General features: G+C 46.1%; 14 protein-coding genes. 6 read left to right on the top strand and 8 right to left on the bottom strand.

Translation table 11 applies throughout. From position 1 onward, the window contains the following. Window positions 1–35 precede the first annotated feature (35 nt). Entirely contained in the window at window positions 36–1,208 is a 1,173-nt protein-coding gene (gene metK / locus M3080_RS01505) for a methionine adenosyltransferase (protein WP_249091600.1), read from the bottom strand. A gap of 132 nt (window positions 1,209–1,340) precedes the next feature. Between metK and M3080_RS01500 the strand changes: the two genes are divergently transcribed. The 5 genes from M3080_RS01500 to dksA all read left to right on the top strand — a co-directional run bounded on the left by M3080_RS01500 (window position 1,341) and on the right by dksA (window position 6,050). Then, window positions 1,341–2,261 carry a lysophospholipid acyltransferase family protein gene (locus tag M3080_RS01500; protein WP_346429218.1) on the top strand — a complete coding sequence of 307 codons (921 nt, stop codon included), beginning with the start codon at window positions 1,341–1,343 and terminating at the stop codon, window positions 2,259–2,261. 9 nt (window positions 2,262–2,270) lie between these two features. Next, on the top strand, window positions 2,271–3,167 hold the full coding sequence (locus M3080_RS01495) for a lysophospholipid acyltransferase family protein (protein WP_249091598.1): 897 nt from the start codon (window positions 2,271–2,273) through the stop codon (window positions 3,165–3,167). A gap of 10 nt (window positions 3,168–3,177) precedes the next feature. Further along, window positions 3,178–4,383 (top strand): class I SAM-dependent rRNA methyltransferase, encoded by a 1,206-nt coding sequence (locus tag M3080_RS01490; RefSeq protein ID WP_249091597.1) that lies wholly within the window; start codon window positions 3,178–3,180, stop codon window positions 4,381–4,383. A 48-nt stretch (window positions 4,384–4,431) separates the two neighbouring features. Then, the gene (locus M3080_RS01485; RefSeq protein ID WP_249091596.1) at window positions 4,432–5,436 is read left to right on the top strand and encodes a CobW family GTP-binding protein; all 1,005 of its coding nucleotides are present in this window, start codon (window positions 4,432–4,434) and stop codon (window positions 5,434–5,436) included. A gap of 191 nt (window positions 5,437–5,627) precedes the next feature. Next, window positions 5,628–6,050, top strand: a complete 423-nt coding sequence (dksA, locus tag M3080_RS01480) for an RNA polymerase-binding protein DksA (RefSeq protein ID WP_022473499.1) — start codon at window positions 5,628–5,630, stop codon at window positions 6,048–6,050. Between the two features lie 73 nt (window positions 6,051–6,123). On the opposite strand, the gene sppA is transcribed toward dksA, so the two are convergent. From sppA to gpmA, 7 genes are all read right to left on the bottom strand, one after another. Further along, the gene (gene sppA, locus M3080_RS01475; protein WP_249091595.1) at window positions 6,124–7,929 is read right to left on the bottom strand and encodes a signal peptide peptidase SppA; all 1,806 of its coding nucleotides are present in this window, start codon (window positions 7,927–7,929) and stop codon (window positions 6,124–6,126) included. A gap of 26 nt (window positions 7,930–7,955) precedes the next feature. Beyond that, a complete protein-coding gene (locus tag M3080_RS01470; RefSeq protein ID WP_258333757.1) occupies window positions 7,956–8,711 on the bottom strand; it encodes a pyrimidine 5'-nucleotidase in 756 nt (251 codons plus the stop codon). A 35-nt stretch (window positions 8,712–8,746) separates the two neighbouring features. Continuing rightward, window positions 8,747–9,670 carry an FtsK/SpoIIIE domain-containing protein gene (locus tag M3080_RS01465; protein ID WP_022473502.1) on the bottom strand — a complete coding sequence of 308 codons (924 nt, stop codon included), beginning with the start codon at window positions 9,668–9,670 and terminating at the stop codon, window positions 8,747–8,749. A 73-nt stretch (window positions 9,671–9,743) separates the two neighbouring features. Continuing rightward, window positions 9,744–10,871, bottom strand: a complete 1,128-nt coding sequence (locus M3080_RS01460) for a metallophosphoesterase (protein WP_249091594.1) — start codon at window positions 10,869–10,871, stop codon at window positions 9,744–9,746. Between the two features lie 28 nt (window positions 10,872–10,899). After that, complete coding sequence (locus tag M3080_RS01455; RefSeq protein ID WP_249091593.1) at window positions 10,900–12,375, bottom strand: S41 family peptidase; 1,476 nt, start codon at window positions 12,373–12,375, stop codon at window positions 10,900–10,902. 9 nt (window positions 12,376–12,384) lie between these two features. Beyond that, window positions 12,385–13,806 (bottom strand): murein hydrolase activator EnvC family protein, encoded by a 1,422-nt coding sequence (locus M3080_RS01450; RefSeq protein ID WP_022473505.1) that lies wholly within the window; start codon window positions 13,804–13,806, stop codon window positions 12,385–12,387. After that, entirely contained in the window at window positions 13,803–14,552 is a 750-nt protein-coding gene (gpmA, locus tag M3080_RS01445; protein WP_249091592.1) for a 2,3-diphosphoglycerate-dependent phosphoglycerate mutase, read from the bottom strand. Before gpmA ends, M3080_RS01450 begins: the two co-directional genes overlap by 4 nt. Window positions 14,553–14,735: 183 nt before the next feature. On the opposite strand from gpmA, the gene M3080_RS01440 reads away from it, so the two are divergent. Continuing rightward, window positions 14,736–15,140 carry a rhodanese-like domain-containing protein gene (locus M3080_RS01440; RefSeq protein WP_022473507.1) on the top strand — a complete coding sequence of 135 codons (405 nt, stop codon included), beginning with the start codon at window positions 14,736–14,738 and terminating at the stop codon, window positions 15,138–15,140. Window positions 15,141–15,172 lie beyond the last annotated feature (32 nt).

The following is a 15,172-nucleotide window of genomic DNA, read 5'->3' as shown; positions in this document are numbered from 1 at the left end:
TGGATTGAGGCAATTTTCATTAGTGTGTGAAATGATTAGAAGGCTTCAGCCTTTAGTAGTTCGGCTTTGTCGGTACGTTCCCAGGTAAATTCGGGTTCTTCTCGACCGAAGTGACCGTAGGCGGCCGTCTTGGAATAGATAGGACGAAGCAAATCTAACATTTGGATAATGCCGCGCGGGCGTAAGTCAAAGTGACGACGGACTAATTCAGCGATCTTATCATCAGCGATCTTACCGGTACCGAATGTACGAACCGTCACATTGATAGGTTGAGCCACGCCGATTGCATAAGATACTTGTACTTGGCAGCGTGACGCAAGGCCGGCTGCGACAATATTTTTAGCCACGTAACGGCATGCATAAGCGGCAGAGCGGTCCACCTTGGAGGGATCCTTGCCTGAGAAAGCGCCGCCGCCGTGCGGGCAAGCACCGCCGTATGTGTCCACAATAATCTTTCGACCGGTTAAGCCGCAGTCGCCTTGAGGACCGCCTACGACAAAGCGTCCCGTCGGGTTGATTAAAAAGCGAGTGTTTTTAAGCCACTCTTGAGGCAGAACAGGCTTAATAATGTGTTCGATAACGGCTTCGATGAATTCGGGCTTCATTTTGTTGCCGTCGCTCATACGAGGATGATGCTGGGTGGACAAAACGACGGTGTCAATGGCAACAGGTTTGCCGTTTTCATAGCGAAGCGTTACTTGGCTCTTTGCATCCGGGCGCAAGAAGTCAAGTGTGCCGTTGCGGCGGACGATAGATTGTTGTTGAACCAAGCGATGAGCGTAGTAAATAGCTGCAGGCATCAAAGTCGGCGTTTCATCGCAGGCATAACCGAACATTAAGCCTTGGTCTCCGGCGCCTTGTTCAAGGTAATCGTCGCTTGCACGATCAACACCTTGAGCAATGTCGTTGGATTGTTTGTCGTAACCGACTAAAACTGAGCAACCCTTGTGATCAATGCCGTATTCCGAGTTGTCATAGCCAATGCGTTTTAATGTTTCACGAGCAATGTCGATATAGTCCACATTGGCTTGAGTGGTAATTTCACCGGCCAAAACGACCAAGCCGGTGTTGCAAAGTGTCTCAGCAGCCACACGACTATAAGGGTCTTGAGCCAAAATGGCATCAAGAATGGCATCGGAAATTTGGTCTGCAACCTTATCCGGATGGCCTTCAGAGACCGATTCGGAAGTAAATAAATAAGAATCCATGGTGCTACATTCCTTTTGAAGTGAGATCCTGTGGAACGAGCGTCCACCGCGGAGAGATCCGGAATGCGGCTGACGCTTTAGCGGTATTTGTGACACGCCCCGCAAGTTGTCCTTAACTCGGCGTGATCCGATATGCTACTCTCGCTGATGGAAAAATCAAGTCTGTTTCCCGAAAAGTTTGGCAAAATCCTTCTCATGGAATTCTTAATCTATTTAATCTCACGTTTGCCCCTTAACTTTTTACGTTCTGTCGGGCGGTTGGTCGGTACGCTTATTTATCGGTTTGATAGCGCTTACCGAGAGGAAATTCGCCGTAATCTGTCAAGAGCCGGGATTTATTCTCCCGAAATGGCTCGAGTTGTGGCACGTGAACAGGGCGCTCAGGCTGTAGAAGCGCCTTGGGTGTGGGGGAGAAGCCGTCAAGAGGTCCTTGCTAAATGCACAATAGATGATGAATCTATTCCACTTTTAGAGGAAGCACTGGGAAGCGGGCGTCCTATTGTCTTTTTGACTCCTCATATTGGTTGCTACGAAGTAGGACCCATGATGATTGCCGAGCGCTGGCTTAAAGGCACAGATCGTCAGTTCGCAATTCTTTATCGAGTTCCTAGGAAAAGCTACTTGCGCAATATTGTTGGACAGGGGCGCGTCTCGGAAAATATTGTCCCCGCTAGCGCAGATCTCAAGGGTGTTCGTCAAATTCTTAGAATCATGAAATCTGGGGGAATTGCCGGTGTATTGCCCGACCAGGTGCCTTCTCACGGCGAAGGCGTCTGGGTTCCAGTATTTGGTGAAAAGGCTTATACCATGACTTTTCCTTTGAAGTTGGCAAAACAGTTCAAAGCACAAGTGATCATGGCGAGGATGCAAAGAGAGAGCGAAGGTTGGAGTATGCACGTTGAAAATTGGGATTATTCTCTCACCGGAGATGAAAAGCAGGATGCTGCAGCGATGAATTGTTTGATTGAAAAGACGATATTATCTTGTCCAGAACAGTATTTATGGTCATATAAGCGTTATAAATGTCCCCGTGGAGTCCAACGTGAACAATAAGAGAGAAGAATGCAGCCGATTTTGAATTTTTTTACTCACATTTGGTTAGCCGTCGTTGACATGATGGCCAATTGGTCACCTTCTTCCAGAGCAAAGGCAGCAAGGGTTGTGGCTTGGCTTTTTTGGCATGTTGTGCCTAAGCGAAGAAAGGTGGCATTGACCAATCTGAAATTGTGTTTCCCGGATTGGAGTGAAAGTAAACGGGAACAGGTCGCTAAGCAATGTTTTTTCAGATTAGCCAGAGCGGCTTTGGATCATAGCGTTTTGTGGAAAGGAAGTGCCGAGCAGGTTCGGCAATTTGTTCGCTTTGATGATGGTGTCATTGAAAGAATTACGAATACAGAAAATCGTCCTTTAATCGTAATCGCCCCGCATTTTGCCGGACTTGATGCGAGCGGGATTGCTCTTAACCTTTACGTTAGAGGTGTTTCCTTATATCAGCGTCAGACCAATCCTGTTTGGGATAAGGCGGCTTTTGACGGTAGAAAACGTTTCAGTAATCCTATTTTGATTGCCAAGGGAACTCATCACGATTTGCGTCCGATTATTCGCGCGATGCGAGATGGTTTCCCGTTTTACTACTTGCCGGATATGGATCACGGCAAGCGAAATAGCATTTTTGTTCCTTTTTTCGGTATTCCTGCGGCCACGCTTCCGATGGCTTCAAGATTGGCCAAACTCACTAAAGCAAAGGTCATCATGCTTGTGGCCGAAATGACAGAAACAGGCTATCAGGTGCATTCAACAGATCTTTGGGATAATTTTCCGACGGAAGATTATGAAGCCGATACATTGAGAGTGACACAAGTACTGCAAGAGTGGATTAGAAAATATCCGGATCAGTATATGTGGACTCATAGGCGCTTTAAAACTCGCCCGGAGGGGGAAGGTTCTTTATATCAATAACGAGATTGAAATGACAGATTTAATTTTAAAAAAGGGAAAGGAGCGTTCGCTTTTGCGTCGTCATCCGTGGGTTTACGATACCGCGGTTCAAAAGTTGACGGGAAAAGCGGTTAGCGGAGACACGGTTCGAGTCTGTTCTTATGACGGGCGTTTTTTGGCCTGGGCTGCGTACTCTAAGGATTCCACTCTGAGAGCTCGTTGCTGGTCATTTGACGAAAGTGAGCAGATTGATGCTTTGTGGATAGAGAAGAAAATAAAAAAAGCGTTGATCGCAAGACAATCCCTTTTTGCAAGAACAAGCGCGGTGCGGGTGATATTTGGAGAGGCAGATCAATTGCCGGGATTGGTCGTTGACCGTTACGGAGATTGGTTTGTGACGCAATTTCAGGCAGCAGGCGTTGAGGCATTTCGAGATGTTATTGCTGATGTCTTGATGAGTGTTCCGGGAATAAAGGGAATTTTTGATCGCTCTGATGCTGCCACCCGACACAGAGAGGGATTGGCTGAACGAGTAGAACTTCTACGTGGACAAGAACCACCTCAAGAAATTGAAGTGGTTGAAGACGGCGTCCGATATGGTGTTGACGTTCGGAAAGGGCACAAGACAGGTTTTTATATTGATCAACGAGAAAATCGTTTTTTGGCCCAGCGCTTGGCTCGTGAGTTTAAAGCTCGTACGGGGCGAGGCATGAGGGCTTTGAACTGTTTCTGCTACACCGGTGGTTTTTCGCTTGCATTATTGGCTGGAGGAGCCGATGAAGTGATATCAGTGGATTCTTCTGCGGAGGCACTCGCGATGGCTGCTCGTAATGCTGCTCGAAATGGTTTCGATGACAGCAAAGCAAAGTGGGTACAGGCCGATGTATTTGAATATCTGAGAAAGGCTCGCGAGGCTGGTGAAACGTTTGATTTAGTTATTCTTGATCCACCGAAGTTCGCATCAAGTCATAGGCATATTGATCGTGCCGCCAGAGCCTACAAGGACATTAACCTCAATGGACTTCGGTTAGTTACGCCCGGGGGAGACTTGTTGACGTTTTCCTGTTCTGGAGCAATGGACGTGGATTTATTCCAGAAAGTCATTGCTGGAGCGGTTATCGATTCAAAACGCGAAGCCTGGATGATTGCCAGACTGGGGGCAGGAGCGGATCACCCCTTAATGATGACTTGTCCTGAAGGCGAATATTTGAAAGGACTACAATTAACGCTTCGTTAATTAAGCGACCGAAAAGCCGCACTTTGAAAAATGAGTTAGAGGCTGAAAATGGATGTAATGGATATGGTTCCTCAAATTCCGGTGACAATTCTCACGGGTTTTCTTGGGGCGGGTAAAACAACATTGTTGAACCGTATTTTGCGTGAAGATCATGGGCACAAGATTGCTGTGATTGAAAACGAATTCGGTGAGGAAGATGTTGACAGCACGCTGCTAGTGCAAACGGATAAAGAACAAATTGTTCAGATGAGTAACGGTTGTATCTGCTGCACAATCAGAGGCGATTTATCTCGGGTTTTAACAAATCTTCGTCACCGTCGGGATAAAGGGGAAATTGCATTCGACCGTGTGATTATTGAAACAACGGGGGTGGCCAACCCAGGTCCTGTTGCTCAAACATTCTTTATGGATGATGCGGTTGCTGCGTTTTACCGTTTGGACGGGGTTGTTACGGTTGTGGATGCCAAGCACGGTAACGACACCTTGGATAAGGAGTTAGAAGCTCAGGCTCAGGTCGGATTTGCCGATAGGATATTTTTGACAAAGACTGATTTGGTGACTCCCGAAGAGACAAAAGCGATCAGAGCCAGACTTCGTGCGATGAACCCGCGTGCTCCGATTAAAGAGGCTCACATGGGCGAGGTGGCTATCAGTGAAGTTCTGGACATTGAAGGATTTAATCTCAATACGGTGTTGGATATTGATCCTGAATTCTTAACGGACACCGGTCACCATCATCACCATGGTGACGAAATTGGCTCGTTTGTCTTTACTTCATACACTGCTTTTGATCCGTTCCGTCTGGAGCGTTTTTGGGGAACCATTACACAGGTGTATGGTCCTGATCTTTTGCGCTACAAGGGAGTTCTTTATCTAGAGGGGACTGATCACAAAATGATCACTCAAGGGGTTCATATGCTAGTAGCGGCAGACTTGGGTCCCAAATGGGCTGCTGATGAAAAGCCGATGAGCAAAATTGTTTTCATCGGACGAAATCTACCGGAGCAAGCCATTATTACGGGTTTGGAAACGTGTCTAGTTGATGCTCCGTAGGTTTATGAAAAATTTGACAAATTATCAGAATTAAGACACAATTTGCCCTCCTTCTTGGAGGGCGTTTTATTGCCCAGACTTTTGAGTTTTAACAACAAGTTTTGGGTCATAATTTCGTTTATACTCCGAAGAGTTTTTTGATGTAACAAAGACGGTGCTGGGTGAAAGTTCAGTACTGTGATTGAAGATATATGGCCACGAAAAAGAAGTTGTTGACAGAGCAAGAATTGCTCGCGATGTCCGAAGATGATTACATGAATGATCGTCAATTGGCGTTCTTCCGTCATCGTTTGGAGGAAATGGAAAAAGAATTGCGCAGCAATGCCGGTCAGACGACTGAACATTTACGGGAAACGACAGTCGTGCCTGATCCCGCAGATCGAGCAACAATTGAAGAAGAGCATGCTTTGGAATTACGTACACGAGATCGTGAACGCAAGCTCTTAAAGAAAGTCCAAGCAGCTATTCAGCGAATTGATAATGGTGAATACGGTTGGTGTGAAGAAACCGGTGAACCGATCGGTGTAGCCCGTTTGTTGGCTCGTCCGACGGCGACGCTTTCCTTGGAAGCTCAAATGCGTCGAGAAATTCGCCAAAAAATGTACGGCGATTGATATTTAAAGTCGACTTTATCGTCTAAGTCTTTAGCTATTAAAAATCGCGGGCGTTTTGCGCCCGCGTTTTCTATTACTGAAGGGGCTGTAGCAAACTATGCACGAAAATTAGCTGGGAGCGTCCTTCAGCTTTTTGTAGCAAAGAGTGTCCTTGCTTCAGTTCCTTTTGAACGGATTCAGGTACACCAACCAATCCCAAAGGATTGAACCAATCTCCAAAATTTTCACGAATCATTGATCCAAAATCGGGCTTGGAGTCAATTAAATAAACGGCGCCAGCATTAGTATCCATTTTCGCTAATGAGCGCGCTAAGGAAAGAGCATCCCCGAAGTTTCCGATTTGATCCACTAATTGACGAGATTGAGCCTGTGTTCCGGTCCACACTCGTCCTTGTGCAACCGATTGCACGTATTGAGTGGACAATTTTCTTGATTGAGCAACAACGTTGATGAAATTGGAATAAGTTCTTGCCACCGACTGAGTCAAAATACTTTCCATACGAGGATCCATCGGTTGACTTAGCCGTTCAGCATTAGCTAGCCATGTGGTTGTCACCGCTGCTTGGCCGATTTTTGCCAGTTGCAAAGTGCGCTCAAAAGTAGGTGCCAGCCCAAAAACACCGATTGATCCGGTTACCGTGGCCTCAGAGGCCAACACACGAGAGCCTCCCATGCTGATCCAATAGCCACCCGATGCGGCCATATCCCCCATGCTTACGACAACAGGTTTAACAGCTTTGGTTCTTTCCAGAGCGTGTCGAATCAGTTCACTGGCTACAGCGGAACCTCCCGGAGAATTGACTCGCAAGACAAGTGCCTTAATGTTTTTATTCTCTCTGGCCCGATCAATAAGTTTAACCAGTGACTCCGCCCCCATGACGCCGGCTTGTGATTCGCCTTCCTGAATTTCTCCCTCGGCAATGACAACGGCAATTTCACCGCTTTGGGTGTTGAGCCGAGCGGCATAATCGGCGTAACTGACAAGATTAGCTTCCCCTTTTTGCTTCAGTCCCAGTTTATTTTCGATGGTTTTGATCATTTGATCGAAGGTCTGCGTGCCGTCGATGAGATTGGCATTTAATGCCGTCGTCGCTAAATCACCGTTAGCATTTTGCAGTCTTGTCGGTAGTGTTTCAATGTACTGTGTTATTGAACCGGGCATCAGACCCCGAGAATTTTCAATCTCTCTTGCAAGCGTTTTCCAGACATCATCAAGCCAAAAGCGCTCGCTTTCGATCCATTCTTTGGAAGGTTTGTTGGCAATGAAACTTTCAGGGAAACTCTTGTAAGCGCCAGCCTTGAATACGTGAACATTCACTCCCAGCGCTTTTAAAAGATCACCATAGTACAGACGATTGGAGGCGAGGCCTTTTACAAAAACTTCTCCCATCGGGTGCATATAGATTTCATTGGCGTGGGCAACAATAGCGTATTGTGCTTGTGAAAAGTTGGTTCCCCAAGCCCAGATTGGTTTACCGCTTACCTTGTAGCGATCCAAAGCTTTACCAATTTCAATAGTGGAGGCTAATCCCACTTTATCCAGACCATCAAGCTTTAATAACACACCGGAAACTAAAGGATCTTTTGCCGCTTTATCAATCGTGGCCAATAATTCGTGCAGAGACACGGAGGAATTGGCCGGAGCCAGTGCTAGCGGCAACGCAGCTTCATTGGTTGGCGACTCTTTCACTGTTCCTTGCAAATCCAACAGTAAGATTGAATTAGGTTGAATTTGGGGGGTGTGGAAAAAGGAAAAAAGTCCTGCGACAAGAACAACAATGACAATCAGCTCCAAAACATAGAGCAGGGTTTTGTTGAAATATTTCAGGCAAGTAGCAACGAAGTGAAAAGCTTTGCCAATCCAGCGAAAGATAAACAAAATAACCTCGAATAATAGAGTGATGGCTAATTATAGGGATTCAAAAAAATTGGTCGCCTATGTTTTTGCTTTTTAGGTGTTGGTGAAACCAAGATTTTTTTGATATCACGAATATGAGAGATAAAGGCATCAACATAAGGAATAGGTCGAATGACTTCGAGTCCATGATGATGCCAACCTTTGCAAAGAACCGTTTGAATTCCTACGGTTTTCGCGACTTTAAGATTGTTCAGATTATCGTCTACTAGGCAGCACTCATGAGGTTTTACATGGTGGCAAGCCAATACATTTTTGAGCATTTTCGCAGAGGGTTTGGGACGCCAGTGTCCAAAGACTTTCATGTCTTCGGCTCGGTATTGATCGACGAAACAACTACTTAAATTAAGCCGTTCTAACACTTGATCAACAAAAGAGTTAGGGGCGTTGGTAAAGAGGATTCGTTGCCCCTTTAAAGACATAATGGCTTCGCGCATTCTGCCTTGAGTGTGAATGCTTGAGGTATCAACTTTATGTGTTGCAGTCAAAAAATCGTGGGGATCAATTCCATGATGCAGCCAAAGGCCGTAGTAGGTTACTCCGTATTTTCGCCAATAATACTTTCGCAACTCGTTGGCTTGTTCCGATGTTAGTCCGAGTCTTTCAACAATGTAGGCATCCATCAGAACATGGATGTCATGAAACATACCGGCAGAGGCTGAGTAGAGGGTGTCGTCCATGTCCAGAAGCCAAAGTTTCGGCTTTGTGATCTTTCCACCGGAGGGACAAAACTTGAATATGCTCATCGTCGAAAAGAGCGCCTGTTGGCGCTCTGTTAAAGTTAGCGGTCTTCGGCAACCCGGATTGCGGTCACCATTCGTTCGGCGTCTTCATCAGACAGCCAAGGAACCCAGCAGTAGATCGGAGATGGTTCACCAGCCAAAACAGCCAGCATATGACCTAAATCCGTTAACGATTCCGCCCCTTTAATGCCTAATGCATACTCGGACATTTCAGCCGTCGGCAATTTCAGGGAAATACGATTGCCGAAATGATCCCGAACTTCTTTAGGCAAGACACGAGGATCCGGCCACTGGGTCGCCAAAATGAGGTGATAACCCGTGCTCCAACCTTTATTGGAAATCGCGTTCAAGGCTCTCAAAAGTTTTTCTTTGAAGTCATCATCAATCATCCAGACAGCCACTTCATCAATGATGACAAAAGTGCGTAAAAGACGCTTTTTGAGTCCCAATACTTTATTGCACTCTTCCAGAGTTTTGACTCCCAAGGTCTCGAAAAGCCGTTCGTGGGCCTCAATGGATTTGGTAATGCCATCTAGATAGCTTTTCGCCGTTTCAATGTTGGTTTCCACACGCATGCGGTGCAGACCTTTCAGGCTTTCAAAAGCCCAACCACCATTGGGATCGAACACTTTAATGGCGGCCAAGTCAGGAGTGTTGGTAATGGCAATGTCTAAAATCAAGTTTCGCAGGAAAGAGCTTTTACCACTGCCAGTCATCCCTGTCACTAAGGTGTAAGGGGCGTGGGCAGCAAATCCTTCAAAAGCAGATTCAAAGTTGAGGTAAAATGGCTCGTCTTTATCAGCAGTGCGGCCCAATACAAAAGAATAGTTTCCACCATAGGCATTACGATTGACCTGACGTTCACGCCAGACACTCCACATACTGTCACTGCCTTCATTGGCGTGCTTTTCGATTAATGCCTCAATGGCGGCGGAATAACGAAAACTGTTTTTATTAAGCATACATTGATCCTTAAAAAACGGATACCTCTGTACTTATATTAATCACTTTTGAGGCAGAGAAACGTTTCATAAATCAATTTTTCTTTTTTAATGTCACAAGCGTAATTTCACTGGGGATGCCTAAACGGATGGGGAAGCCATACCAAAGTCCAGTTCCGCGGTTGACATAAAGGAGCATATCGCCGATCTGATATTTATCTTTTACAAAACCTTTATTAATAATTTGAGCAAGCCAGTGCATGCCGAAAATTTGTCCGCCATGCGTATGACCGGCCAATTGCAGTGCAATTGGGTATTTGGCGTAATCTCGGCTGTATTTAACTTGATGAGACAGCAAAATGGAGACGGTTCCTTCGGGTATCCCACTCATGGCTTTTTTAATATCCGGATACTCACGGTGATAGCGGGCGGCCATGGGGTCGGTAATACCGACAATGGCAAGTTTGGCTCCATTAACGTCAAGAATTCGGTGACTGTTATGCAGTACAGTCATATTTAATGTGGGATAAGTGGCCATCCAGGCGTCATAATCCACATAGTGTTCATGGTTGCCTTCAACTGCGAAAACACCATATGGGGCGTGAAGTTCTTTAAGCGGTGAAACGTCTTGCAGTCTTGCTTCTGTTTTACCGTCAACAATGTCACCGGTGACAGCAACCATATCCGGTTTCAAAGCATTTGTTCTTTCAACAACCTTAACCAGCCGGCTTCGGTCAAGCAGGGGACTGGCGTGAGTGTCGGATAATTGAGCAATCGTAAAACCGTCCAGCGAATCAGGCAGATTTTTAATCGGAACGTCTAAACGGTAAATCGGCGGTTGAGACAGGGCGCTGTAACTGCCAAATGCGGCGATTAACATGGCTATGCTCAGTAAACTCACCGCCGTTGTTGTTGGGTGGGGAAGTTTAGTTTTGCGGACTAAACGGTAAATGAGTCCCACAAAGTCTTTGGCAAAAGCAGCCAAAACCAGTAGTAACTGGGTCGAAAATAACCAACAATACAAAACGATCCCTAAATGGGGAACTCGGTCATCATAGCCGACAAAAAAAGAACGACAAAACGCGGGATATTGGCAGGAAATAAGAATTAAAAAGAGCAAAACTCCGCGAATTGCCCAATGCAGGCGAGTCTTGTGAAACAAGCTCACGTACATATATAAGGCGAAAAAAATCGGAATGACATGAATGAGTACTTGTTGCATGTTGTTCTTTTTCCTCTTTTATTGCCGGTTACTTTTTAGTTTGTCCCTCCGTTTTTTTTGGATTTTCTTTCGTTACCTCTGGCTTTTTCTCAAAACCGGTAATGTATTTTTCTCCTTTGAGAATCTTGACAGCCTGCTGCAATTGGAAGTCCTTATCATCACCAAAGAAATAGCGTAATTCCGGTTGCTTGGCGTCATCGAGTTGTTTTTCACTTTCTTCTTTCTGTTTTTTCTGGAAAGCTTTTTTCTCTTCTTCACTCTTTAGGTGATGTGCAAGATCAGCTTCTCGAATATTGAAAGTCGCGTAATTGCCTTCGGCGGTATCAGCGATTTCAATATCGGGAGTAATACCCTTAGCTTGAATTGACCGACCGTTAGGGGTGTAGTAACGCGATGTTGTCAGTTTGATGCCCGTTGTGGCTTCGCCTCCATCCAAGGGTCTTAAAGGTAAAACAGTTTGAACGCTACCCTTGCCGAAAGACTGTTGGCCAATAATTTTGGCACGCTTATGATCTTGCAAGGCGCCCGAGACGATTTCGCTGGCACTGGCGCTGGCCGCGTTAATCAGGACCACCATGGGTACGGTCTTGGCTTCCTTGGGGACTTTTGCAACCCAGTCACTAGAGGGGCTTTGATCGAAATTAAGGTAGTCTGACGGTCTGGTGAGGAAGCTTCGGTTTGCTTCGGCTGTGCGTCCTTTTGTGCTAACGACAACTTTATCTTTATCAATAAAAGTTGATACAACACCGACAGCGGCATTAAGTAAGCCACCGGGGTCATTTCTTAGGTCTAAAACCAACCCCTTAAGATGATTCTTTTTATTCAGATCAATAAGGTATTTAGCAAGGTCATCGGCCGTATGTTCTTGGAATTGTGAGATACGGATGTAGGCGATGCCATCCTTTAGTTCCTTCATTTTCACCGACTGGACTTTAATAATGTCACGCGTGATGGTGAAGTTCAGCGGCTTATCCACTCCTTTTCGAGCAATGACGAGTTTAATTTTTGTTTTGGGTTTACCGCGCATGAGTTTGACGTTTTCAGAAAGCGTCATCGCTCGGGTCGCCTGTTCATCAATCTTGACAATAATGTCACCGGCTCGAATTCCTGCCCGGGCGGCAGGTGTGTCATCGATAGGAGCGATGACCAAGACACCAGAAGCATCCATCGTGACTTCAAGGCCAAGTCCGCCGAATTCACCTTCGGTTCCCTCTTTCATTTCCTCAAACGCTTCTTTGTCCAAATAAGCAGAGTGAGGATCAAGCCCTGAGAGCATACCAGCCAATGCATTTTCCAATAACTGGCGGTCACCGGTCTGCTTTTCATCGACATAAAAAGCTTTTACAGCCGCATAGACATCGGTAAATTGACGAATTTCCTGTAAAGGTAAAGGAGCTTTAGCGTTTTGAGCGTTTGTTTCAGCTGCCAAAAGAGCAGGAGTAAAACAAAGCGCCAAAGAAGCTGCAATTACTTTTTTACGTAAGGGAGATGAAAATATTGTCATGTTTTTCTTTTAATCTTTACCAATCCACGGCAGGGGATTGAAGGGTTGTCCGTTTCTGCGAAGTTCAAAATATAGGCCTGGGCGCTCTTCTCCGCCAGTGTTGCCGACGGAGGCAATCGTTTCGCCGCGCGTGACCTTATCGCCAACACTCTTGTAAAGGGATTCGTTATTTGCGTAAATGGAGAGATAACCGTCACCGTGGTCAACAATAATCAAATTGCCGAAACCACGAAGCCAATCAGAGAACACAACCTGACCATTCGCACAAGCCAAAACGTCACTGCCTTGGCGAGCTTGAATCATCAAACCTCTCCACGTTGTGCTCTTACCGGAAACATTCGCTCGAGCTTGTCCATAGCGTCCTGTGATTTTACCCAACGCCGGCATTAACAATTTGCCTTTTTGTTTAGCAAATACGCCGGAAGGAGTCTTTCCTCCAACGGATACTTTTCCGCTGGCCGGTTGTTTCTTGCGAGCCTGCTGAGCCCTGCGTTCTGCTTCTGCTTTGCGTTGGGCCAGCACTTTGTCAATATTGGCAACCAATTGTCCTAATCGTTGCTGATCTCGCTCCAACTTATCAATGGAGGCTCGTTGCTCGGAAATTTGTTTTTTCAGTTTCTCCAAAGTCTGTTTACGAGTTTGTTGTTCTCGCATCAGTTGCTCACGGCCTTTTTTTTCATTGGCTTCAATGTTCGCGAGCTCTTTGCGTTTGCTTTGCGTTTCCTCGGAGACTGAGTGAATACCGGCCTGTTGTTTGGACAGTTGATTGACGGCCTGTTGCTGAGCACGAGCAAAATACTGAAGGGAAGCGGCGTCTCGGGCTACTTCATGGGGATTATTTCCGGCAATTAATGTTTGCCAAGACTGACGCCGGGAATTCAGAAATTGGGCACGGGCAATCGCTCGACTTTGCTTTTCTGCGCTAGTCAATTGTCCGCTCACAGATAGCTCTTGTTCTCGCAATTCTTTTAGCCGTTTTTCAACTCGTGTACGTTCAGTGCTTAATTCACGAAGACGGCGATTGGCTTTTGAAATGGCCTCTTCACTGGCAGCTAAGGCATCACTTGCCTCATTTTGACTGGCTTCAGCTTGGGACAACTGTTTCTTTAAGGAACCGAGTTGCTCTTGCAAAGACTTCTGTTGACTTTGCAGTTCATTGCGGCGTTTTTCACTGACTTCGTCTGTACTTTTGGCAGCCGTTTTTTTAGTGGCTGTTTTTGAGTTGTTTTTTTGAGCAACTGTACGTTTTGTAGTGGTTTTAGCGGAAGAGCGCGTCGTTTTCTTGGCGTTAGTTTTTTTCTGAGTCGTTTGAGCATACACCTCTCCCACCCCGCAGTATTGACTTAGCGGGGAAACGCTCAGACAGAGCAAAGCGCTCGCTAGACCGAGCGCTTTTAAAAATACGCCTAAAGGACGCGCAATCAATCTCACTTCTTCGCTTTACCTTGAGCCGCAACAGCTGCCATTGCGGCTTCAATTTCCGCCTGATTACCGAGATAGTAGTGACGGATAGGTTTCATATTGTCGTCGAACTCGTAGACGATCGGTCGAGCAGTCGGAATATTCAAGTGAACGATATCCTCATCGCTGATATTGTCAATGTACTTGATCAAAGCGCGAAGAGAATTGCCGTGAGCAGCGATCAGTACGCGCTTTCCTGAACGAATCGTCGGTTCAATTTCTTCCTTCCAATACGGAATAACACGGGCAACGGTATCTTTTAGACATTCAGTAGCCGGGATTTCTTCCGGCTTCAAACTTGCGTAACGGGGATCTCTGCCTGCCCAACGTTCATCATCGGGAGAAAGGGGATTGGGCGGAATAGCGTACGCGCGACGCCAGATCAAAACTTGATCATCGCCGTATTTGGCAGCCGTTTCAGCTTTATTTAGGCCTTGAAGTGCACCGTAATGTCTTTCGTTTAAGCGCCATGAGTTTTTAACCGGCAGATACATACGATCCATGGCATCCAAAGCGATCCATAACGTACGGATGGCACGACGTAACACGCTTGTATAGGCGATATCAAAATCATAGCCTTCGGCTTTTAACAATTCTCCGGCTTTGCGGGCCTCTTCGCGTCCTTTTTCTGTCAGGTCAACGTCGGTCCAACCCGTAAAACGGTTTTCCAAATTCCACTGGCTTTCGCCGTGTCGCATCAGTACGAGCTTAAACATAGGATCAATCTCTATAAAAATGAGAAATGGGAAGTTAACCCCACAATTTTAAAAGAAAAGGCCAATTCGGAGAATCGCCAATGCACAAAAAGTTGTAATTTGTTGTACTATCCCAAATCAAGATGCGATTGGGCTTTTTGTGACCGACCGCTTTTTCTTTGACTGATCAGTAGCGAGAACATCGTGTTTGAATTTTTACTTGACAATATTGTGTTGGTGGCCGTGATTTTGGTATCCGGCGCCTTTTTGCTCGAACCCGTTATTCGTAAGCGTAGCATGGGTCCCAGTCTTAGCAACGAAGAGGCTATCGACTACATTAACAAGAAGAACGCCTTCGTGTTGGATGTGCGTGCCACGAAAGATTTTAAGCGTGGAGCCATTGCCAATTCAAAGAGCATCCCTATGGAAGGTTTTGAAGGGCGCATCAATGAAGTTCCGAATGATCGACCGGTCATCGTGGTCGATACCGTGACATCGTCGAGCCAAAAGGCAGCAAAGATTTTGCGTGCCAAGGGCTATAAAGATGTTTTTGTCCTTGAAGGCGGTATTAAAGGTTGGGTAGACGCCAAGTTGCCCTTTACCCGCTAGAGATCAATTTAACTGAAACACCGAAAGGATTT

Origin of the sequence: Parasutterella secunda, from assembly GCF_023336895.1 — a bacterium.
GTDB classification, from domain to species: domain Bacteria; phylum Pseudomonadota; class Gammaproteobacteria; order Burkholderiales; family Burkholderiaceae_F; genus Aphodousia; species Aphodousia faecalis.
Note: the sequence above shows the minus strand (reverse complement) of the source record. Positions and strands in the feature narration are given on the sequence as shown.

Coding starts and splice junctions, on each gene's coding strand:
- M3080_RS01485 (WP_249091596.1), top strand. CDS start 4,432: ATGGATGTAATGGATATGGTTCCTCAAATTCCGGTGACAATTCTCACG.
- M3080_RS01500 (WP_346429218.1), top strand. CDS start 1,341: ATGCTACTCTCGCTGATGGAAAAATCAAGTCTGTTTCCCGAAAAGTTT.
- M3080_RS01470 (WP_258333757.1), bottom strand. CDS start 8,711: ATGAGCATATTCAAGTTTTGTCCCTCCGGTGGAAAGATCACAAAGCCG.
- dksA (WP_022473499.1), top strand. CDS start 5,628: ATGGCCACGAAAAAGAAGTTGTTGACAGAGCAAGAATTGCTCGCGATG.
- M3080_RS01455 (WP_249091593.1), bottom strand. CDS start 12,375: ATGACAATATTTTCATCTCCCTTACGTAAAAAAGTAATTGCAGCTTCT.
- M3080_RS01495 (WP_249091598.1), top strand. CDS start 2,271: ATGCAGCCGATTTTGAATTTTTTTACTCACATTTGGTTAGCCGTCGTT.
- metK (WP_249091600.1), bottom strand. CDS start 1,208: ATGGATTCTTATTTATTTACTTCCGAATCGGTCTCTGAAGGCCATCCG.
- M3080_RS01465 (WP_022473502.1), bottom strand. CDS start 9,670: ATGCTTAATAAAAACAGTTTTCGTTATTCCGCCGCCATTGAGGCATTA.
- M3080_RS01460 (WP_249091594.1), bottom strand. CDS start 10,871: ATGCAACAAGTACTCATTCATGTCATTCCGATTTTTTTCGCCTTATAT.
- gpmA (WP_249091592.1), bottom strand. CDS start 14,552: ATGTTTAAGCTCGTACTGATGCGACACGGCGAAAGCCAGTGGAATTTG.
- M3080_RS01490 (WP_249091597.1), top strand. CDS start 3,178: ATGACAGATTTAATTTTAAAAAAGGGAAAGGAGCGTTCGCTTTTGCGT.